The sequence below is a fragment of the Paenibacillus sp. MT124 genome (assembly GCF_058792755.1).
On sequence record NZ_CM179500.1, the window covers coordinates 5582349 to 5605078 of the forward strand.

A 22730-nucleotide genomic window follows, 5' to 3' on the forward strand; every position below is an offset into this window, starting at 1 on the left:
TCATGATACGCGGACAGTCTGTCCTGCGGTCATGGATAAAGTAATTACATAATCCCCTTGTGGTGTCAGCTCAGCCTGATGCCGCTCCCCATTTTCACCCTGCAGCGCGTGTGCACTTCGAATGGTTACCGGACCATCCCGCTCAGCCTTGATTGCTGCAGATACCAATTGTCTATCCTTCCACTCCATGGATAGGGTGTAGCCTCCCCGTGCACGCAAACCAGTTACGCTTCCATGTGTCCATTCATCTGGCAGAGCCGGCAGCAAATGTAGTTCATTCAGATGGCTCTGCAGCAGCATCTCTGCAATGCCGGCCGTGCCACCGAAGTTGCCATCAATCTGGAATGGAGGATGATCATCGAATAGATTAGGGTGAGTGGACCGGGCAAGCAGTGTACGTACAAACTGATGCGCCTGGCTACCGTCAAGCAGACGCGCATACAGATTGATTAACCATGCACAGCTCCAACCGGTATGCCCGCCCCCTTGCGATATGCGCCGTTCAAGCGTTACACGTGAAGCTTCCACCAGCTCCGGTGTATCCATCCGATTGATCTGTTCCCCCGGATACAAGCCATACAGATGGGAAACATGACGATGTCCTGGCTCCGATTCAGCGAAATCCTTGAACCATTCCTGCAATTGACCTTTACTGCCAATCTGAAACGGATATAATCTGCTCAGGCTGTCTTCCCATTGCGCAACCAGTGCCTGATCGACCTCAAGAGTCCCCGCTGCCTCAATACATCTGGTGAACAATTCACGAATCAGCGTCATATCCATCGTGGACGCCATCGAAATGCTCCGGGCTTCTCCTTCACCCGTCAGGAACTTGTTCTCCGGTGAGGTTGAAGGAGCAGTAACCAGATAGCCATCCGGTCCTTCAATCAGCCAATCCAGACAGAAAAGTGCTGCCTCCTTCATGACCGGATATGCACGCTCTTGGAGGAAACGCTGATCTCCGGTAAAGAGGTAATGTTCCCACAGATGCGAAGTCAGCCAGACACCACCCATCGGCCAAAATGCCCAACTGGCATCACCGCCTGTAGGTGTTGTCGTTCTCCAAATATCCACATTGTGATGGGCTGTCCACCCGCGAGCACCGTACAATATGCGTGCTGTTCTGCGCCCAGTGTGACTGATGTCCTCCAATAAATCGAATAGTGGCTCATGGCATTCGCTCAGATTACACACCTCAGCTGGCCAATAATTCATTTCCGTATTGATATTGATCGTATAATCACTGTGCCATGGCGGCTCAACCTGATGATTCCATATACCCTGCAGATTGGCGGGTTGTGTGCCTGGACGCGAGCTGGCCATTAATAGATATCTGCCATATTGAAAATAAAGAGCTTCGAGCCCGGGATCTTGTGCTCCACTCTGGTAGGATTGAAGCCGCTCATCGGTAGGCAGCTCTGCGTTAGAAGTAGATCCGAGATCAAGACGGACCCGAGAAAATAAAGAAACGTGATCAGCCTTATGTCGGATACGCAGGCTTTCATGCCCTAATGTCATGGCTTTGGCGATGACATCTCTGCACTCTTGCTCAAGCAATGGTCCATCCTTTACGGGAACAATCTCATAGCTCTCAAAAGCAGTAGATGCAGCCAAGTAAAATACAACCTGTTTGGCTCCCTGAACATGAAGCTTGCCATCCACCGTCGATATCTTCGCCTCATTTCCGGTCACCGTCACGGCTAAACGAACTGCATACGGGGTCCCCCGGTCTTCTTCATAGATGACCGATTCGGGATGGTCCCGGAAGTAGTTCGACTCCACATGACTCGGACAACGGCTGAACATGGTCACGCCATCTTCGGAAAGCTGAGTTGTATACGGATGCGGGCTATCCAATTGAGCAGTGATGTTAACTGCCCCGTCCCTGTCAGCTGTGAGCGTACATATCATCAGATCATCCGGTGTACTGGTGTACACTTCACGAACATAACGAACGCCTTCGTAGACATAGCTTGTCTTCGCTATACCGGATTCCAGATCAAGTTCACGCTCAAACTCTTCATAATTCAGCGCAAGGAGTCCTTCCTGCCGCAGGATGAAGTGCCCCATCGGCTGGTAAGCTTCCACATCACGGCCCAACATTTCACGGTTAAGCAGTTCTTCAGCTTCACTATATTGTCCAGCCATGATTAGTTCACGGGTGCGCTTCAAGTACCTCTGGCTGCTGTACTGAATGGTGTCGCGTGGATAACCTGACCACAGGGTGTCCTCGTTTAACTGAATATGCTCTTCCGCTGCACCACCATACACCATACCGCCGAGACGACCGTTCCCAATAGGCAGTGCCTCTTCCCATCGAATAGCGGGCTGGCGGTACCATAGACGATTGATCTTTGCTTCCTCATTAAATGGGGACATGTAATAACTCCTCTTCATTGATCATCTATTATTTTTAGAAAGAACTAAAACGTTTTCGAATACATTAAAACAGGTGCAATTGTTATGTATTCACTGGATCTCCGTGCACCTCAATTGAGTGCTTTAGCAATAACAAGGTGAAAGTGCTTTCAGTAAGAAAAGTATATTGGATTTAACATTCTTCGTCAACGTAAAACATCACAAGACAAACAAGAAGAGACCCTTGTTCAGGGCCTCTTCTATACTATGGATGAACCTCCATCCATGCTTGATTATTTTACATCTTTGCCAGTCCAGAGAGATACACGGTCTTTAACCCAAACCGTATATTGTTTCTCCATTTCCACTGCACCTGCTTTATCCAGCTCAGCGAGCATGTCATCATACACTTTATCGAAATTCGCAGGCGTCGTCAGAACCGCTTCTGGAATCCGTTTACGTACGATATCCTGAGTTTTTCTGAACGTTACGTCATAGTCTGTACCTGAAGGTACAGGCATATTATATGCCGCTCCCCATTCTTTGAGAGGAAGCTCCTCTTCAGACGGATAGAACTCTTTCCAGGTTGTAATGCCATAGGCTTTGAGCGTTTCTTTCTCAGCCGCTGTATAACCAGCTACAATCTGTTCAGGGAAGTTGGTTGTGTAATAGTTATCTGTTGAATCCTTCACACCATCACCATATCTTGCACTGAAGATATTGTACAGACCAATACCAGTTTCTTTACTGAATGCAGAGTTGTCGTTGGTTTTACGATCCTGAACTTCGTCAGGGATAACACGTTTACCATTCTCTACATTATAGTGTTGACCTTCAATTCCCCAGTTTCTCAGCACTTGACCTTCGTCCGAAGCGAGCCAGTCCATGAATTTAATGATACGCACTGGGTCTTCCGCTGCTGTGGTGATTCCAATTCCGTAGCCGTCGAATCCAGTTGGCTGGAATGTGTGGTCCACGATATCCTCGTTCAGGGATACAGAGAAGTGGGCGTACGTGCTGTCATCCTTGCCTGCACCTTTCAGTGCATTTTCAGCTTCTTGATAGTTCCATTCCTGGTCAATCAAGCCGAGTACACGGCCGCTGGCAATTTTGGATTTGTATTGGTCGTCTTTTTGTACAAATGTATCTTTGTCGAGCAGTCCTTCATTATACATTTTGTTCAACCAACGGAAATATTCTTTTTCTTCCGGACGTTTGTAGTGCAGCATCGCTTCATACGTTTCCGGGTTGATGTAATATTCACCGTCATCCGGAGCACCTGTTGCTTGGAATGCCGGGTTGGTTACCGTAATCATGATCTTCCAGTCATCCGCATTCAATGTCAACGGAATCGTTGGTTGTCCATCAATGGTTGGATGTTTCTCATAGTAGGCTTTGAGCACATTCTCGTAATCCTCAAGTGTTTTCACTTCAGGGTAGCCGAGCTCCTTCAACACCTTTTGTTGAATTTCAAAACCGCCTGTTGCGTCAAACGTCATATTATCTACGCCCATATTGGTTGGGATCGTGTAGATAGACGGATCTTCCGTGCTGTATTTCAAACGATTCATCTGATCGCCATAGATTTTCTTCAGGTTCGGTGCATGCTCTTCAATCAAATCCGTCAGGTCAATCATCGCACCAGCATCTACAAGCTTAGACAAATTACCTTTTGGGAAAATGATATCAGGATAATCACCGCTGGCAGCCATGAGACCAATCTTTTGATCGCCACCATTGTTTACATCGTATTCTGCTTCAATTGTAACGCCAGTTTGCTTGGTAATTTCCTTACCAACTGCATCTTGCATCTTGTTCCAAGTTGGACTTGCATCAGCACCAAAAAACGTAAATGTAACCGGATCGGTACCGTTTGAATCTTCAGAAGCGCTTTTGCTTCCCGAATTTCCGCAACCAGCAGTAACCAACAGCGCACTTGCGAGCATCAACATTGCAAAAGTCTTAGGTGTATTGCCTTTCATTTTGCCTCTCATTGTCTAGTTCCCCCTATTATTATGAAGGTTTTATCTGTATAACAGGCTAAGCCTGCGAATACCACTTTTGGAGCGCATTTCTGTATGCGCTTCCCATAAGACCAATCCATACTTTTTGTAAGCCTAAAATATATTGTATGGACAAATCACTTTAATGCTTCTAACACTGGTAAAACGTTTTCGAAACCTTCTTTAAAACGCTTACTGAAAGTGCTTACATCAATGATTATATGCTATCCTACCCGTCCCGTCAACAACAAAAAAAGGCCTTTTTACAAGGCCTCTTTCTGCAGAACAAAAGCTTTAAATTATAGTTTGTTTTCTGAAATTTTTCAGTTATTTCACATCTTTACCCGTCCACAGGGCGACACGTTCCTTCACCCATACGGTGTACTGTTTCTCCATCTCTACTGCCCCTGCTTTGTCGAGTTCAGCCAGGAGGCCGTCGTAAACTTGATCGAAGTTTTCAGGCTTCGCCAGAATAGCTTCAGGAATCCGTTTGCGGATGATATCCTGTGTTTTCTGGAATGTTACGTTGTAGTCTGTATCCGATGGAACCGGCATATTGTATGCAGCGCCCCAGTCTTTCAACTTCAGTTCATCTTCAGAAGGGAAGAAATCCTTCCATGTTGTAATACCATATGCTTTCAGCGTTTCCTTCTCAGCTGGAGTGTAACCCGCTTGAATCTGTTCAGGGAAATTGGTTGTGTAGTAATTGTCCGTAGAATCTTTTACCCCGTCGCCATATCTTGCGCTGAAGATGTTGTACAGACCAATACCTGTTTCTTTGGTAAATGCCGAGTTATCGTTGACTTTACGATCCTGAACTTCGTCAGGAATGACACGTTTTCCGTTTTCAACATTATAGTGTTGACCTTCAATTCCCCAGTTTCTCAGCACTTGACCTTCATCTGAAGCAAGCCAATCCATGAATTTGATGATTCGTACCGGATCTTTGGCCGTTGTTGAAATCCCGATTCCGTACCCGTCGAATCCAGTTGGCTGGAATGTGTGATCCACGATATCCTCGTTCAGGGATACAGAGAAGTGAGCATATGTGCTGTCATCTTTGCCCGCTGCTTTGAGGGCATTTTCGGCTTCACCATAGTTCCAATCCTGGTCAATCAGACCGAGTACACGGCCGCTGGCAATTTTGGATTTGTATTGGTCGTCTTTTTGAACAAATGTATCTTTGTCGAGCAGTCCTTCATTATACATTTTGTTCAACCAACGGAAATATTCTTTTTCTTCCGGACGTTTGTAGTGCAGCATCGCTTCATACGTTTCCGGGTTGATATAATATTCACCGTCATCCGGAGCACCTGTTGCCTGGAATGCCGGGTTCGTTACGGTAATCATGATCTTCCAGTCATCCGCGTTCAATGTGAGTGGAATGGTTGGTTGACCGTCAATCGTTGGATGTTTCTCATAGTAGGTTCTTAATACGTTTTCGTAATCCTCAAGCGTTTTTACTTCTGGATATCCAAGCTCTTTCAAAACCTTTTGCTGAATCTCAAATCCGCCGCCGGCATCAAATGAAACGTTATCTACGCCCATGTTCGTCGGAATCGCATAAATGGCCTGATCTTCGAGACTGTATTTCAAACGATTCATCTGATCCCCATAGATTTTTTTCAGGTTTGGTGCATGTTCTTCGATCAAATCGGTAAGGTCAAGCATAGCACCTGCGTCAACAAGCTTCGATAAGTTCCCTTTAGGAAAGATAATATCAGGGTAATCACCGCTGGCAGCCATCAAAGGTATTTTCTGATCCCCGCCATTATTCACATCGTACTCTGCCTCAATCGTAACACCTGTTCGTTTGGTAATCTCTTGGCCGACTGCATCCTTCATATTGTTCCAGTTTGGACTTGCATCTGCACCAAAGAATGTAAACGTGATTGGACTGGTTGTATCCCCTGTATCCTCTGGTGTTTCTGAAGCAGTAGTACCTCCTCCACAGCCTGCCGTAATGGCAAGTGCACTAGCAAGTAGAAACATAGCGAATGTTTTTGGTGTTTTGCCCTTCATGTGTAATCCCCCTTATGGATAAAATGAAGCTATCTATTGTATAACAGGCTGGCCTGCTCATACCGGAAAGTGAATAATCTTAATGTTAATCTTTAGCTTTTATTACTTTAAAAGCGCTTACTAATTGAGTTGATAATTACCTTTTTAAATTAATAAACCTGATATATTCCTTTATTTCAGACTTGAAGGGAAAGCCGTTAAGGTCTGTCATACCAGTGATGTAAGTGCTTTCATACTTGAATAATAATCGCTCCGAAAGTCCTTGTCAATAGTGAATTTGTAAATTTGAAAACGTTTTTCGGAAAACGTTTTAGTACAAAAAGAGGAACCCAGGTTTCTGGGTTCCTCTCTTCAAAAAATAAATGATACACTATAGAACAATTATTGAGCTTCACCATTCCACAATTTAACGCGATTTTGGACAAGCTCGGTGTATTGTTGTTCCATTTCCTCTGCTCCGGCTTTGTTCACTTCTGCAATCATTCCATCATAGATGGCGTCAAACTGATCCGGGGAACTGAGAATAGCCTCCGGAATTCGTTTACGGATAATATCCTGTGTTTTCTGGAAGATGACATTGTAATTGGAGTCACCTGGCGTTGGCAAATTGTATGCCGCTCCCCATGGCTTAACCGGGAACTCATCTTCACTTGGGTACAAGTCCTTCCAGGTTGTAACACCATATGCTTGCAGTGTTTCTTTCTCTGGCTCTGAATACGCTGCTACGATCTGTTCAGGGAAATTCGTGGTGTAATAGTTATCCGTCGAATCTTTAACCCCATCTCCATAGTGACCTGACATATTCGTGTAGAGACCAATCCCCGTCTCTTTTTGGAATACGGCAGCATTGTTTGTCTTTTGGTCCAGAACATCGGCAGGAATGACACGCTTGCCATCCTTCACTTCGTAGTGCTGGCCTTCAATTCCCCAGTTCATCAGCACTTGACCTTCTTCAGAAGCCAGGTAATCGAAGAATTTAATCGTACGAACCGGATCCGGATTCGTAGTTGTAATACCTACACCCCAGCCGGATACGAATCCCGTGTCCTGATAGGAATGATCCTTGATGTCCTCAGACAGGGTTACCGGGAAGTGTGAATATGTTGCTTCAGGTTTGCCTGCTGCTTTCAATGCGTTTTCAGCATCGGAGTAGCCCCAATCCTGGTCAATTACACCAAGCACACGTCCACTTGCGATTTTGGATTTATACTGATCCGTTTTTTGTACGAAGCTGTCCTGATCAAGCAATCCCTCGTTGTACATTTTGTTCAACCAACGGAAGTACTCTTTTTCTTCCGGACGCTTGTAGTGAAGCATTGCTTCGTACGTTTCCGGATTGATGTAATATTCACCGTCATCCGGTGCACCTGTTGCGAGGAAAGCCGGATTCGTTACCGTGATCATGATTCTCCAGTCATCCGCGTCAAGTGTTAGAGGGATCGTTGGTTGTCCATCAATCGTCGGATGTTTCTCTTTATATGCCTTCAGCACATTTTCGAAATCCTCGAGTGTGCGCACCTCAGGGTAGCCAAGCTCTTTCAATACACGGTGCTGAATACCGAACCCTCCGCCTGCATCAAAGTACTTTTGATCTACCGCGTAATACGTTGGCAGCACATAGATGGCCTGATCCTCATTACTGTATTTCAACCGGTCCATGTAATTACCATACAGCTTCTTCAGATTGGGAGCATACTGGTCAATCAGATCGGTCAGATCCAACATTGCTCCTGCATCCACCAGCTTGCTAAGCTCTCCTTTGGGTGACACGATATCGGGATAATCGCCGCTCGCTGCCATTAAGGATATTTTGTCCTGACCACCGCTGACGGCAAATTCACCGTTAAGTGTTACTCCTGTTTTCTCCGTGATAACCTGGCCAACCTCATCCTTCATGCCATTCCAGTTTGGACTGGGATCGACGCTAAAAAAGCTGAATGTGAGCGGAGTCGTTTCACCACTTGTGTCTTTAAACGACGTATCGCCGCCAGTTCCTCCACCGCCACAACCTGCGAGCAAAGACATCGCAAGTACAGGAGCCAGTGCCCCTTTCATTTTAAAACTTGCCATAATGGTAATCCTCCCTGTTTCATATGTCTGTCTTATCCGGGACTTTTTTGTCCCTGTCTATAGCTTCATGAATGCCGCTCCGCAGCCCTATACGGTGAGGCGCAAACCAATTGGTTACGCCTCGGGCACCTGATGCTTTTTTTAGTTTACGGCTGCTCTTTTTGGCAGCTCTATATTGTTGATTATTATGCTTTTACTGCACCCAGTGTCATACCGCCTACAAAGTACTTTTGCAGGAATGGATATACAACCAAGATTGGAACGGTAACAACGATCGTAATGGCCATCTTGATGGACTCTGGTGAAATCTGCGTCATCTGCTGTGCCATGTCATTGGCATTCCGTCCAGCACCAGAACCTTGTTGTGTACTTTGCAGTACTTTCATCAACTCATACTGGAGTGTTGTGAGATGTGCCTTGGAACCGTTGTACAGATACGTATCAAACCATGCGTTCCATTGGCCTACTGCCAGGAACAATGCAATCGTTGCAAGAACCGGTTTACAGAGTGGCAGGATGATTTTGTAATAAATCTTAAAGTCATTTGCACCGTCCAGTTTCGCCGATTCTTGAAGCGCATACGGCAGTCCGTCAATAAAGGAACGAATAACGAATACGTTGAACGCACTGATCATGCCTGGCAATACATACACCCAGAACGTACCGATCAGGTTCAGGTCACGCATCAGGATGTAGACCGGAATCAGACCCCCGGAGAAATACATCGTAAGTGCAAGTGCAGTGGATACGAATTTTCTCAATTTGAAGTCCGGACGAGCCAGTGTAAAGGCAATCATCGATGAACTGATCAGACCGAGCAGTGTACCTACAATCGTACGCATAATGGAAACCTGTAGACCTTGCAGCAGCCCGTCATACTGGAAGATCGTTTTGTAGTTTTCCAGTGTAAATTCCCGCGGCCACAAGTAAATTCCACCACGTACCGTATCTGTTGAGTTATTCAATGAGATCGCAAGCACGTTCAGGAATGGATACAGCGTCACGATCAGTACCAGCGCCATAGCAATGATATTGAATATATCGAACAGTTTATCGCCCCGTGTAGCATTGAATGATTTGTTCGCCATAGTGTTCCCCCCTCCCTACATGATGCTTTCTTTGGTGAATTTCTTAAACAACCCGTTCGCTGTAAACAGAAGGATGATACTGACAACGGAGTTGAATATACCTATCGCTGTTCCGTATGAGAATCGTCCCATGTTCAAACCATAATTGAGTGCGTAGAGATCGAGAACTTCTGAGTAGTCTAATACCAGACTGTTTTGCAGCAAGAACTGCTTTTCAAAACCGATACTGATCAAGTGTCCGATGGACATGATGAACAGTACGGAGATTGTCGTCCGAATACCTGGCAGTGTAATGTGCCACATCTGTCTCCAACGGTTCGCACCGTCCACTCGGGAGGCTTCGTAAAGTTCCTGATCAATACCGGTAATGGCCGCCAGATAGATGATGGCATTCCAGCCGGTTTCCTTCCACATATCTGAAGCGGTTACAATGTACCAGAACAGGTTCCCCTTCGCCATGAACTGGATTGGCTGATCGATAATGTTCAGACCTACCAAAATGTCATTGACAATCCCTCCATCGGTGGAGAGCATCTTGGTAATAATCCCTGCAACCACGACCCAAGATACAAAGTGAGGCAGATATGATACCGTTTGCACCGCACGTTTGAAGAACATGCCTTTGAGCTCATTCAAGAGAATTGCAAAGAAAATCGGCACGACAAAACCGACAACCAGCCCCATTAAGCTCATTGCAAGTGTATTTCGAAGTACCAGATAGAACCGCTCATCGCTAAACAGCTCTACAAAGTGTTTAAAACCAACCCATTCTTGGTCGCTGAACGATCTGGCTGGTTTGAAATTTTGGAAAGCCATCGTCCATCCCCATAGCGGCAGATAGTTAAATACAAAAACCCAAACTACGAATGGCAGTGACATGAGATAGAGATACTTCTGCTGCTTGATGCTATCCCAAATTCCGTTCCGCCGTTTGTTCGTTGGCGGCTTGGGGTTACTGCTTCTTTTCGCGGAAGCGGATTTTTTTGTTAGCGTTTCCATCTCCGTTCCCCCTCCTCTGTTTTATAGATCCATCATAACTGATAGAGCGTTTTCAAAATACCATCTGGATTTTAGAGAAAATCATATAAAAATTAGATATCCCCCCACAGAATTCGACATTATCTGCTCAAAATCAGGTATTTTAAAGCCTTTCATCTACAATTTACGCCATAAAAAGGTAGAGATAATCTAAAATGCTAATTTTCGAAAACGTTTTATAGAAATCGTTTACCTTCACTTTTAGAGATTAGAAAAAGGACCTGGTTCAGGTCCTCGTAATCATAATGTGAACTGAATGGTCTGCAGCTTGACGATGCCCAGCAACTCGGCCACCGATATCGTGGCTACAGGATCGAATTGATCTCCCAACAAGTACGCGACCATCTCCTGAAACAGGAAGGCAGCTTCAGGACGTTTCATCATGGAAACATTGGTAAAAGGCAAAGACGATACTAGCAGTTTCCCCCGCCCCACTCTGGCCTCAAAAGCATATGCCAATCGTTTCGCTCTATGAAAATGATCAATGACTTCAAGAGATGGACGTACTCCATGTAACGAATCAAGGCATATCGCAGGAGTACCATTTACCAGGTGGTACCAATGCCAATCCGAAGCCTGATCATGCGGGAAACGGCCCAGCAGAGGTATCTTTTCCTGCAAATTCATTCCCATTGTTGCTCCAGACTGTGTTGCAAACATGAGATAATTCCAGAATACAGGCAGATACTTGGTCTCTACAGCATCATATAGTTCATTCGGTTTAACCTGAAGCCAGACACTGCCACCATTCATAAGATAATCAAGTACATTAGGCGTAAGTGAAGAGATGATCACCAGGTCCATTTGATCTTGGCTAATCAAGTCTTTCCCGTCCAGAGGATCCACCTGGCGATGATAGGAATCCGGTAAAAATGGTTGCAGCTCATCCACGCAATTCCAGATCCGATGAGATCGGTTGTGAGGATGATAGTGAGGAAACGACCAACCGTACCAGACATTGGCCGCAACAATTTCCGAATGGCCTGATCTGATCTCAGCTTCAATGACAAAGGCAGCAGCCCCATGCTTAGGTGCCTGTATGGCTAGACCCCCAAGCGAAACAACAGAGCCGCAGCTAATATCTCCATGTGCCCACTCACCCTCATCCTCAATGATATGATTACGGATTAGCTTCCAATGGATGGAGGCACCTACAATCGGCTTCTCTCCATAATGAGATATGCTGGCTTCAATATGGACAGGTTCCCCAGCATAGTAGGTCCGCTGTCTACTACCCAGCAAGAGCACAATGCTTTCGTTAAACTGCTTGAATACTGCTGGTTCCACTATCCCCTTGCTCTCCCAGAACACGTCCAGAACTCCCGTGGTCGCATGTCCCTGTCCAGGAAAGTCACGGATATCAAGCAGTTGTATGCCCGCTGCATCTGGTGTGCGGCGAACTCGCTCCATTGCTTCCTTTAACGACCGCAGCAGATGTATGCCACTTGCGTGCTGAAAATCTTCCACATCATCCGCCAGGCCTCTGCGTGCAATGGACTCTTCAATGGACTCCAACCAGCTTGGGCGCAAGACGCCTGTGTACTTTTCTCGCTCCTGAGAGCGTACATACATGGTGAACTGTGCATGTTCATGCCCAACGACCGGATTATTCGTAAGCCGGGTGACATCATGGTAATCCAGCGTGGTGTCCGGTACGGCAGACAGCTCGGATTCCAGTGGAGGGTGCCAGTTCAATGACTGAATATAAAAGTCTGCATTTCGACCTTGAGCCGGCAGCTGACCAAAGCCCGTATTATCCGTATATAACCGTGTGGGGTCAAGCGAACGAGCGAGTTCTACCAAATCATTCAATTCAGGATGTCCGTTAGGACCAATCAGTTCATTACCCAACGAAAACATGACAAAGGAAGGATGTGTGTGCAAGGAATGTAATAATCCTTTTAATTCCCGGGTTAAAAATAGCATGATCTCTGCCGGTGCCTTCACGTCACGATTCTCAAACCACCGTGACCAATGCGGAAGTTCAGCCTGGACAAGCATGCCTTCTTCATCTGCAGCCTCCCAGAACGGCCGGGGTGCACTCCAGCCATGCAGACGTACATGATTGAATCCGTGAGACTTTGCCGTACGGAACTGCTGTACATAATGCTGCTTGTCCCAGACCGGATAACCCGTTAACGGAAAAATGCAACAATCCACGTATCCGCGCAAAAATACAGGCACACTGTTTAACTCAAGCTTCTTTCTATTCGTTCTGAAGGAACGCATGCCGAATGTCCGTTCCACCCGATCCAGCTCTCCTCCCTCATCCTGCAAGGAGACAACGACCTGATATAACCTCGGAGATCTATCCGACCACAGAGCAATGTCCTTCTCCTGGCCCAGGTCCAGATCCCACTGCTCCGTGCCATAACTTCCTTCGAATTGTTGGTCCTCATTCGGAAGAGACATCGAAGCGATGGTGCGGCTCTGCCTCGAAAGCCAGCTTCCATCAGGGTGCCTAATATCCACATGAAATTGACATGTGCTGGATTTGGTTGACTCGCTAGCGCTTACATCATACCGGATCGTTACGATCCCGTTCTCGGCGTCAGGCTCGATATACAATTGCTTGATCCGGGAAGACGGTAGCCGATCCAGATAGGCTCCACCTGTAATTCCACCCCAAGCTGTAGCTGTGTGGATGGAATGAATATGACTTCCGGCCAAAGGCAGCTTCATCGTATTATCCACGCGCAATTCCAGTTGGTTTTGCCCTCCCGAATGGAGTAAGGATGTAATGTCCCATTCCTGCGCCACAAGCAGACTGTCACGCTGCCCGGCATGATGTCCATTTACCCAGAGATCTGTTGTCCATCTGACTCCCTCAAGTCTCAATACATATTCGCAGTCTGGCTCTGACACTGGAAGATCGACTATCGTCGAGTACCAGGCAGCACCCTCGTATTCACGTATTTTGGTCCATGTATCCATCCTGAGATAATCCGGCTCATTTCCATACCCCTGCTCTTCCCAGGAACCTGGAACCTGAATCGTTCCCCATATGGATTCATCAGAAAGTGGCGGTCTCCCGCCATTGGCAGGGTCTGTTTCGAGACAGAACTTCCAGGTCCCCTTCAGGTCAAACGTATGGCGAACAGCTTGTATATCCGATGGTTTCATCTGATGGTCTCCTTGTCCGGAATTAGATACTTCCAGTTTAAGACGTACATATGGAAGACACCATTGTTTATATAAGGAAGACGATGGACTATATCATGATGCAAATAAGACATGAAGCAGGTCGAAAACGTTTTATATCATAAGAAAAGAAAATTAATATATAAAAAGCAAAGCTATTTTAGCTGCGACTATACGCCGTCAGGCTCTTCAGGCTGATCTTTAGATTGGGATCTGGCATGTTTGTACGCCGAAGGAGACTCTCCCACATACTTCTTGAATTTACCGTGAAAATAATCCACATTGGCATACCCGACTCTTGCGGCAACCTGATGTACCTTTAACCCTTCATCAAGCAGTTCTTTCGCTTTTTCCATACGAACCTTGTCCAGGAATGCGTTGAAATACTCTCCCGTGTGGTTCTTGAACAGCTTGCCCAGATAACTGCTGTTATAGTTGAACACCTCGGCAAGAACCTCCAGCTTGAGATTCTCTCCAGGATTACGCCGAATAAAATCGATCATTTGTTTTAGTGCCGTATCTTTACTGCCACCGCCCATACGTTGAATAAGACGGCTTAGATGGCCTTCTGCCATCGCCTTCAGATCAGATACCGTTAATTGATGATATACTTCGTTGATCAGGACAGAATGTTCCTGCATGATGGACTGCATATGCTGGTTCGAGGCAGCCAGTTTGTTGATAGCCATGGAGAATACCTGAGAGAACGCTGTTTTGATGGCCTGCTCTGTCCGGTGGTAAGGAACAATTCGCTCCTCGATCTCACCCAGCACCCGAGTTACAGATTCCATGCTGCGTATGTCGAGCGCATAATACAGCTTGTCTGCCAGTTCCGATTCTTCAGGCTCAGCGCTTTCATCTTCGCCGATCATGGAAGCAGCCGTTCCTTCAGCAGCAAGCTCTTCATTCCACAACATAATCCGTTGTTCGGTGAATAGAAAACGTTCTGCCAGCAGTCCGTTAGCCTGTTTATAGGATCTGACAATCTCGGAAGTGGTATTGGCCGGTTCGCCTGCTGCTCCGTACATCGTAATGTTCCATTCTCCGAGCAGCCGCTTCAGCTCATCATATAGATGCTCGGCAGATGAAGCCGATGTGATTGGATCCTTGCACAGCAAGGCAAGACCCGAATGATAAGAGAAGACGATTCCCCGATCCTTTTGATCAAAGGCCTCTGCCAGTTTGCGTTTAACTACACCTCCACGCTGCACATCAGGTGCGGTATGCATCTCTAACAGGACAACCTGATATTGCGGCCATTTCAATCCAAGGGCATCCTCTTCGATGGGACCGACGCCTTCCAGATTATCAAATAGAAGCGCCTCGATCTGATGCTCCCGATATGCCGTATCTTCACCTGCATGACGTGCCAGTGTCTCCTGCTCACGTGTAAGCACTGCAGCAATACGCTGAAGCTCACCAATGATCTCCTCTTCATCCACAGGCTTGAGCAAGTACCCATCCACACCGAAGCTGATTGCTTTCTTGGCATAATCAAAATCGGCATACCCACTCAGAATGAGAAAATGTGATCCAGGATGCTGTTTCCGCACCTCTTCGATTACGTCCAGTCCAGTCATGCCCGGCATACGGATATCGATAATGGTCAGATCAGGCTTAAGCTCATCAAATCGAGTAATGGCCTCCCGTCCACTGGCTGCGGTAGCAATCACCTCAAATCCATACTCTGCCCAATTTATGATCGTTGTCAGTCCCTCGCGTATGCTCGGTTCATCATCCACCAAAAATACTTTATACATGCTGTTCCCCTCCTGAAGGTAAGTCAAAAGCAATCTCTGTTCCTTCTCCGTACACACTCGTAATCTGTAATCCGTACGGTTCACCGTATGTCAGCGTTAACCGTTGATGCACGTTGCGCAGCCCAATCCGGCTCTTCTCCTGCTCCTCCGGTCCGCGGATAAATTGCATTACCTCTGTAAGACGCTCCGGTGTAATACCGGCACCATCATCATTGACACGAACCTGTACCACATCATTGACCAGACGAATATCTACATTGACATGGACCGTTCCCTCTTTATTCTCCAATCCATGCACAATGGCGTTTTCCACCAAAGGTTGAACGATCAAAGGCGGAATGTATATTTTCTCTGCTCCGGGATCGATATGAATCTGAAAGGCAAGCCGATCCCCGTAGCGGAATTTCTGTATCTCCAGGTAGGAGCTTACCATCTCGAGCTCAGCCTGGAAGGTCGTTTTGCCACTCCCAATTTCAAGGCTTTTGCGCATCAGTTTGCCGAGCAGTCTGACGATATTCGCAATCTCGGCCTCCCCTTTGATATGAGCTTTCATGCGAATGGACTCCAGGGCGTTAAACAAAAAGTGAGGATTAATCTGACTCGCCATCATTTTCAGTTTAATCTCTTTCTGCGCGATTTCCAATTGGTTGTTCTGCTCGGTCGTTTCAACGACCTGAGTCATTAGTTCGTTTATGCTTTTGACCATGTAATTGAATTGTCTCGATAATTGTCCAATTTCATCGTCTCCGTCGATTCGGGATGTCACATTCAGATCCCCAAGGGCCAGCTTGTTCAGATGCTTGCTAAGACGAAGCAGCCTGTTCGAAGTAAGGAATGAAATAATATATACAAGTAAGAGTGCAATGATTAAGACAAGGGAAATAAAGAGCATACCGATCAGACTGATCGTATTGGCATCCTTGACGATATCTTTGGTCTCGAAGACGGAGATCACCTTCAAGCTGTTCATACTCGACACAGGGCGCAGCTCATCGATAACAATATTGGACGGCTCTCCCTGAAAATCAGCTTCCAGTGTTCCTTTGGCCTGATTCTGTAAATCAACGCCAAAATCCAGCTCGTCCAGCGTTTTGCCCACTAGATCCGTATTTTTGGCAGCCACAACATAACCCTGCTCATCCGCAATCAGCGTTTCAAAGGGTTCTTGTCGAAGCAACTCGTTGAGCTCATCCTGATTGATTTCAATCAGCAGTACTCCCTCGGTGCGATATTCAGGAAAAGGCACTTTGCGCACCAGGCTGAGTTTGTGAACCGGATTATCTTCCTTATCCGGAATGTAGAACCATCCTGTGTTCGTCGATAACAGCGCTTTTTGATACCAGTAGCTTTGCTTTGTCTGCTCGTTCAACGGGATGAACTCCAGATTATTAATCAAGGTGGGGTTATCGGAATAAAAACGAATGCCTGCCACCTCACGGTATTGTCGCTTGTATTCCTGAAAATCCTTATAGGCCAAATAAGCAGAGGTCAATTCCATCACGCTGGAATAGCGCTTGTTCACAATCTCCTTCAGTTCGTTGTTAAACATCAGAATATCGGAGATATCCGTCGGCACACGCAGCAATGTGGCTGTCTGGCTCTTGATCTTGTCCACGTTGTTGATGGTCTGCCCGATCGCATTATCCAGTGCCTGCTGCCGGAAATATCCGGTCACGGCAAGACCAATGATCAGAACCGGAATCATGACGACAAGTACATAGGAAATCAGCAGTTTATGCTTCAATTTGAGATTGTTCGATACACGTATAAACCTTCTTAACATATCTGCACCTTCCATTGTCCATATAAGCGCTTACATTTAAATGGCAAGATCCATTGGTTCCTGCATTTCCACTTATCATACCATACAACCCGTATAAGCTTTTAAATTTGCAGGTTTGTGATCGCGGCAATTATTCCTTAGATTAGCACACATTCCTGCTCAATTGCAGTGACCAAATGATGTATTTGCCATACAAAAACAATAAAAAGGCCGCCATGGGTATGGCGGCCGGGCTTGCAGATATGCTGCATCGCAAACAGATGGCGATATAAACGCAAGACCCTTCTGCTGAAGCTATTGATCAATTAAGGACGGGGTGTCTCTACCCCATTCAGAATCAGTTTAGGATGAATATCCGCGCTCAATGAAGCCGATACAGCGCAGTATTTTTCTTCAGCCATTTGGATGGCTTTCCAGATACGATAATCCGGGATATCTCCGTCGACTTTGAAGATCAGATCAATGGATGTAAAACCTTTGGGCATTCCTTCACTGCGTGTTCCCTGAGCTTCAATCTCAATTCCGGTGATTTTGTCCAGGAAGGCATCCAAAATCATCGTAATATCGATCCCCATGCATCCTCCAAGGCCTGCAAGCAACAGTTCCATCGGTGTAGCACCCTTGCTGTCACCACCATAAGCAGCCGTGGCATCCATGCCTACAGCATAGCCAGAGGGTCCTTCGGAAGTAAACGCGCGTTTGCCTTTCCATACGGTTGTTACATTCATGTTGTTATCCTTCTTTCTTAGAATGGTTTACAATCTGCAGATATTCGTTCCAGGTACGGCTCGTTCTTCCGATCGCTGTTGTCTCCAAATGTTTTTCAATTATATTTTAAAAGGATAACATTCGGAGACAAAGGCGAACGCTACGCTTCTTCAGAATCGATTCCGTCCCCTTCACTCAGTCTGCTTATTTTTGAGGATTCTTAGAATTCAGTAATTTGCTGCAAAAATCTTCGTGTTCGTTCCTGTTCCGGATGTTCAAAAAATGCCTGTGGACTGGCTTCTTCCACAATCGAACCGTCTGCCATAAATACGATCTTATTGGCCACATTCCGGGCAAACTTCAATTCATGCGTGACCACCAGCATCGTCATGCCTTCCTGTGCCAGCTCCTTCATGACCGAAAGAACCTCGCCTACAAGTTCGGGGTCCAGGGCCGAAGTCGGCTCATCGAACAGCATCACTTTCGGTTCCATGGCAAGTGCACGAGCAATCGCAACCCGCTGCTGTTGTCCCCCTGACAAGCGGGATGGATAAGCATCCTGCTTGTCCGACAATCCTACACGATCCAGCAGAATGCGGCCGCGTTCGGCCGCTTCGTCGCGCTTGATTTTCTTCACGGTCACGAGGCCTTCCATCACATTTCCCAGTACTGTTTTGTGAGGGTACAGGTTGAATTGCTGAAACACCATACCAGTCTGACGGCGAATCTCAAGCACTCGTGAGCGCTGAACTCGCAGCGGATCATTGCTGTCAACGATAATGCCGTTCACTTCGATCTTTCCGCCGGACAGTTCTTCTAGTCCATTCAGACAGCGAAGCAGCGTGCTTTTACCGGAACCACTCGGTCCCAGCAGGACTACGATATCTTTTTCATTCACGTGCAGGTCAATATTCGTAAGTACTTCATGATTTCCAAAATGTTTCTTCAGTCCAGTTGTTGTAATCATCGGTTCTCTCCCTCCATCAGTAAGCCCGGGCCAACCGGCGCTCCACTTGTTCCAGAATGGCCGAGAAGCCGATACTCATAATCCAGTACATCACACCGATGGCTAGATAAAACGGCATATTCAACGCATATTGGGATACCAGTAACTGTGCTGAACGCAATAGCTCCGTTACACCGATGGTTGCCACCAGTGATGTTTCCTTAAGCATACCAATAAACGTGTTGCCCATCGGTGGAATGGCAATGCGTACTGCCTGAGGGAATACAATCCGTCTCATGGTCTGAAAAGGAGTCATTCCCGTAGCATAAGCCGCTTCTGTCTGCCCCTTCGGCACAGCCTGAATGGCGCCCCTGAATGTCTCAGACAGGAACGCACCTGCATTCAAACTCAGCCCCAGACAGGCTGCCGTGAGCGATCCCAAGGTTACGCCATAATCGACCAATCCATAATAGATAACGAATAATTGCACCAACAGCGGGGTTCCCCGCATGATGGATACGTAAAACCGTGCGATCATCCGAAGCCATAGCGGGCCTTTCAGTCGGACAACAGCAACAATCACACCGATCAAAAATGCAAAAAACATTGAAATTATGGTCACATAAAGCGTGTAATAAGCCCCCTTCAAAAAGAAGGGGATATTTTCAAATACCAGTTCCATGGATCAAACTTCCCTTCGCCTTGCCGGTCATTATTGCGCAGGCTCTTCACCAAACCATTTTTTGAAAATGGTATTGTACGTGCCGTCATCCTTCATGCCTTGAAGAGCTTCGTTCAGCGCTGCAACAAGTTCCGGATTATTTTTTCGAACAGCAATACCGGCTTGGTCACTCTTGATCGGTTCACCTACAGCCTTAATCTTGAATCCGTTGGAATCAATAATGGGTTTAAGCGCGTATAGGTTGTTGATTGTTGCATCAATGCGTCCTGCATCCAGATCTTTAAGCGATGTGATGACATCGTCATACGTCTTAATGGTGAAGTCTCCCACTTTCGGCAGCACTTCATTACGCAGATAAGTTTCATCATTTGTGCCCAGACCTACACCAATCGTTTTCCCTTTGAAATCTTCGAGTTTGGTAATATCGTTATTATCGTTTTTCACAATGATTTTCACTTGGTTTGTGATATAGCCTTCACTGAAATCGAGCGCCTGTTTCCGTTCGTCGGTGATCGTCATCTGGCTGATAATGGCATCAATCTTTTTCGATTGCAGGCTTGGTGTCAGGCCAGAGAATTCCTGGGAGACAAATTCAACCTCTACCCCGAGGCGCTTGGCAACCTCACGTGCGATATCTGCATCAAAACCATCCATCTCCTTGTTGTCATTCAGGAAGTTGTATGGACGGTATGTACCCATCATCCCTACTTTCATAGTGCCCGCTGACTTGATTTGTTCCAGTTCATTACTTGCTTGTGCTCCATTGCTGCTGCCATTATCGGTTGTTTTGCTTCCGCATGCACTCACAACCAGTACAACCATAAGTAGAATTGCCGTAAGCATCCAACCTTTGCGCATCTTTTTGCCGTTACTTGGTGTTCCATTATTCATCATGTTAACTTCCTCTCATTCATGTGATTAATAGTTGTATCCATTATTCCCTGCTTCTGTCTCAATCATGTAAAAAAAGCCCGCGGTACATGCACATCATCACGTGCCCAGCAAACCGTAAAATTCAAAGCTGGATGCTTCCGCAGCGAGCGATTCAGCTGTCTTAACCGATATGCCCTCATGCAGTTCCGCAGAGCCAAACAGCCAGCGGGAGATCATGCCTTCGATCATGCTCACCAGTAGAGCAGCCCGTACAGGCACATCCATCGAAGGTGGCAGCATGCCAAGTTCAATGGCACGTTCCATGTTATGGCGGAATGCTGACTCCACAGCACCGCGTGTCTCCTCAACCAGACGACGTACCGATTCTTCGGTCACGATACCTTTCAGCAGCAGCTCCATAAAGTAACGGTTATCTGCGGCAAAAGAGAACAAGCTGATAAACAATCGCTCTGACGCTTTAACCATATCCTCAACCGATCCTGCATCCTTGCGATAACCCTGACCGATAGCTTCAAGCAGTTTCTCTCTGCCTGTTAACACAATCTCTTCAGCGATGGCTTCCTTACTCTTGAAATGCCAATAAAACGTCCCTTGAGCTACACCAGCTTCACGAACAATATCCGATATCTTGGTCTGGTGATACCCATGAGTCGCAAATCGCTGCATCGCAATACGTATAATCTGATCCCGGCGTTCTTCTCCGGGTTCCTTATCATTTACTTTGGACATTTCAATACCCTCCCGATTGATCAGTCAGTCAGTTAATTATATCCTATGGGATAACTAGGTTTTTGTCAATATGGTTTTAAACAATCAATTCAATGCATAAGTTGAAGTTGGACACGTTTCTGATCATAATAGATGATAGCCTTGTTCTGCTGAACAAGCATTGTCAGTCAAGCAGAGCAGACCATCTTCTGCATCTGCATTTCAAGGAGGAAGAGCATTGGACATTTTATCATCCATTATTATGGGCATCATCGAAGGTTTGACTGAGTTTTTGCCCGTGTCCTCAACCGGACACATGATTCTGACCGCCCACTTGCTGGGATTATCGGAGGACAACGAGTCAGTCAAAACGTTTGAAGTGGTTGTTCAGCTCGGTGCTGTACTTGCTGTCGTTGTGCTTTACTGGAACAAATTCATTGATATGTTCCGCTTCACCGGAGGCAAAAGGAGCTACTCCCAACGTCTGAACCTTGTACATATCTTTCTCGCGATGGTACCGGCTGTAGTCATTGGACTTGTTTTCCGCGACTGGATCAAAGCACATCTATTTGGGCCAGAGACCGTATTGTACAGTTTGGTCATTGGCGGGATCTTGATGATTGTAGCTGAGCGCTGGAGCCGCCGCAGTCACCGAATCACAACACATGATGTGGACGATATTACGTATACACAGGCATTTGTCGTGGGACTTTTTCAGATTTTGGCATTGTGGCCAGGTTTCTCACGTTCCGGTTCAACGATCTCTGGTGGATTGTTCGCAGGGGTAAGCCGCGTTGCTGCTGCTGAATTTACCTTCCTGGTGTCCGTTCCCATCATGATTGGAGCCACAGGATACGACCTCTACAAAAGCATCGATCACCTGAACGGTAGCGACTTCCCTATCTTTGCGATTGGATTTATCGCTGCATTTATCGTAGCCATGCTTGCCATTAAGACATTCTTGTCCATTTTGAAAAAACTCAGCCTGACTGTCTTTGCGATTTATCGCTTTGTGCTGGCAGCCGTATTCTTTTTCATTCTGATGATGTAGTTACAGTAAAAAATAATTTTAAAAAGGCGACACGCGTTCCTACCGGAACCGGTGTCGCCTTTTTCATATCCTTATACTTTGGATTCCAGCGTCTCCAGGTATTCAGAGATTTGTGTAGGCGTTTTTGCCCATTTACTGTGCAGGTGGGCAATCTTCTTGCCGTTCTGGAACACGAGCAAACTTGGAATGCCGCGTACCGCATTTTCCTCAGCGAGCGGTTGGAATTCCTCCGCATCCATTGCATAGAAGGTTTTGTCCGAGTGCTGATCGATGACTGCACCAATAAAACGGTCGAGGTTTTTGCAGTCCGGGCACCAGTTTGTATCGAATTTGATGACGGTCAGCCCGTCTGAATTAATGGTATCACGGTATTGTTGTTCACTTTGAATTCTTTCCATATGTCTTCTCTCCCTTGTACAATTCTTAATGGTTGACCTCTATTGTACCTCTAATAGTTACAATTGCAATAGGCTGACTG

16 protein-coding genes are annotated in these 22730 nt (G+C 46.4%); 1 reads left to right on the forward strand and 15 read right to left on the reverse strand.

Annotated features, from left to right (window positions below; genetic code table 11):
* The 14 genes from AC3RCI_RS25290 to AC3RCI_RS25355 form a co-directional block, all read right to left on the reverse strand.
* Complete coding sequence (locus AC3RCI_RS25290; protein WP_492526855.1) at positions 1 to 2379, reverse strand: glycoside hydrolase family 95 protein; 2379 nt, start codon at positions 2377 to 2379, stop codon at positions 1 to 3.
* A gap of 272 nt (positions 2380 to 2651) precedes the next feature.
* On the reverse strand, positions 2652 to 4352 hold the full coding sequence (locus tag AC3RCI_RS25295) for an ABC transporter substrate-binding protein (protein WP_375335127.1): 1701 nt from the start codon (positions 4350 to 4352) through the stop codon (positions 2652 to 2654).
* A gap of 336 nt (positions 4353 to 4688) precedes the next feature.
* Positions 4689 to 6383 (reverse strand): ABC transporter substrate-binding protein, encoded by a 1695-nt coding sequence (locus AC3RCI_RS25300; protein ID WP_492526857.1) that lies wholly within the window; start codon positions 6381 to 6383, stop codon positions 4689 to 4691.
* A gap of 381 nt (positions 6384 to 6764) precedes the next feature.
* The gene (locus AC3RCI_RS25305; RefSeq protein ID WP_154896694.1) at positions 6765 to 8453 is read right to left on the reverse strand and encodes an ABC transporter substrate-binding protein; all 1689 of its coding nucleotides are present in this window, start codon (positions 8451 to 8453) and stop codon (positions 6765 to 6767) included.
* A gap of 185 nt (positions 8454 to 8638) precedes the next feature.
* Entirely contained in the window at positions 8639 to 9541 is a 903-nt protein-coding gene (locus AC3RCI_RS25310; protein WP_095292355.1) for a carbohydrate ABC transporter permease, read from the reverse strand.
* A gap of 15 nt (positions 9542 to 9556) precedes the next feature.
* Positions 9557 to 10540 carry an ABC transporter permease gene (locus AC3RCI_RS25315; RefSeq protein WP_127539808.1) on the reverse strand — a complete coding sequence of 328 codons (984 nt, stop codon included), beginning with the start codon at positions 10538 to 10540 and terminating at the stop codon, positions 9557 to 9559.
* A gap of 279 nt (positions 10541 to 10819) precedes the next feature.
* Complete coding sequence (locus tag AC3RCI_RS25320) at positions 10820 to 13702, reverse strand: glycoside hydrolase family 2 protein (protein ID WP_492526859.1); 2883 nt, start codon at positions 13700 to 13702, stop codon at positions 10820 to 10822.
* 188 nt (positions 13703 to 13890) lie between these two features.
* The gene (locus AC3RCI_RS25325) at positions 13891 to 15480 is read right to left on the reverse strand and encodes a response regulator (RefSeq protein WP_492472831.1); all 1590 of its coding nucleotides are present in this window, start codon (positions 15478 to 15480) and stop codon (positions 13891 to 13893) included.
* Complete coding sequence (locus AC3RCI_RS25330) at positions 15473 to 17263, reverse strand: sensor histidine kinase (RefSeq protein ID WP_336783939.1); 1791 nt, start codon at positions 17261 to 17263, stop codon at positions 15473 to 15475. Before AC3RCI_RS25330 ends, AC3RCI_RS25325 begins: the two co-directional genes overlap by 8 nt.
* Before the next feature lie 305 nt (positions 17264 to 17568).
* On the reverse strand, positions 17569 to 17991 hold the full coding sequence (locus tag AC3RCI_RS25335) for an OsmC family protein (protein ID WP_076311998.1): 423 nt from the start codon (positions 17989 to 17991) through the stop codon (positions 17569 to 17571).
* A gap of 200 nt (positions 17992 to 18191) precedes the next feature.
* Positions 18192 to 18938 (reverse strand): amino acid ABC transporter ATP-binding protein, encoded by a 747-nt coding sequence (locus AC3RCI_RS25340; RefSeq protein ID WP_095292344.1) that lies wholly within the window; start codon positions 18936 to 18938, stop codon positions 18192 to 18194.
* A 16-nt stretch (positions 18939 to 18954) separates the two neighbouring features.
* Positions 18955 to 19599 carry an amino acid ABC transporter permease gene (locus AC3RCI_RS25345; protein ID WP_095361733.1) on the reverse strand — a complete coding sequence of 215 codons (645 nt, stop codon included), beginning with the start codon at positions 19597 to 19599 and terminating at the stop codon, positions 18955 to 18957.
* A gap of 30 nt (positions 19600 to 19629) precedes the next feature.
* Positions 19630 to 20490 carry a substrate-binding periplasmic protein gene (locus AC3RCI_RS25350; protein ID WP_492472879.1) on the reverse strand — a complete coding sequence of 287 codons (861 nt, stop codon included), beginning with the start codon at positions 20488 to 20490 and terminating at the stop codon, positions 19630 to 19632.
* A 99-nt stretch (positions 20491 to 20589) separates the two neighbouring features.
* Positions 20590 to 21222, reverse strand: coding sequence for a TetR/AcrR family transcriptional regulator (locus AC3RCI_RS25355; RefSeq protein ID WP_492526861.1), 633 nt, complete (start codon positions 21220 to 21222; stop codon positions 20590 to 20592).
* Positions 21223 to 21463: 241 nt separating this feature from the next.
* Here AC3RCI_RS25355 and AC3RCI_RS25360 point away from each other — a divergent pair, with 241 nt between their 5' ends.
* Positions 21464 to 22252 (forward strand): undecaprenyl-diphosphate phosphatase, encoded by a 789-nt coding sequence (locus AC3RCI_RS25360; protein ID WP_236146845.1) that lies wholly within the window; start codon positions 21464 to 21466, stop codon positions 22250 to 22252.
* Positions 22253 to 22323: 71 nt separating this feature from the next.
* Here AC3RCI_RS25360 and AC3RCI_RS25365 read toward each other — a convergent pair whose 3' ends face one another.
* Positions 22324 to 22650 (reverse strand): thioredoxin family protein, encoded by a 327-nt coding sequence (locus AC3RCI_RS25365; RefSeq protein WP_095292336.1) that lies wholly within the window; start codon positions 22648 to 22650, stop codon positions 22324 to 22326.
* Between the last annotated feature and the right edge of the window lie 80 nt (positions 22651 to 22730).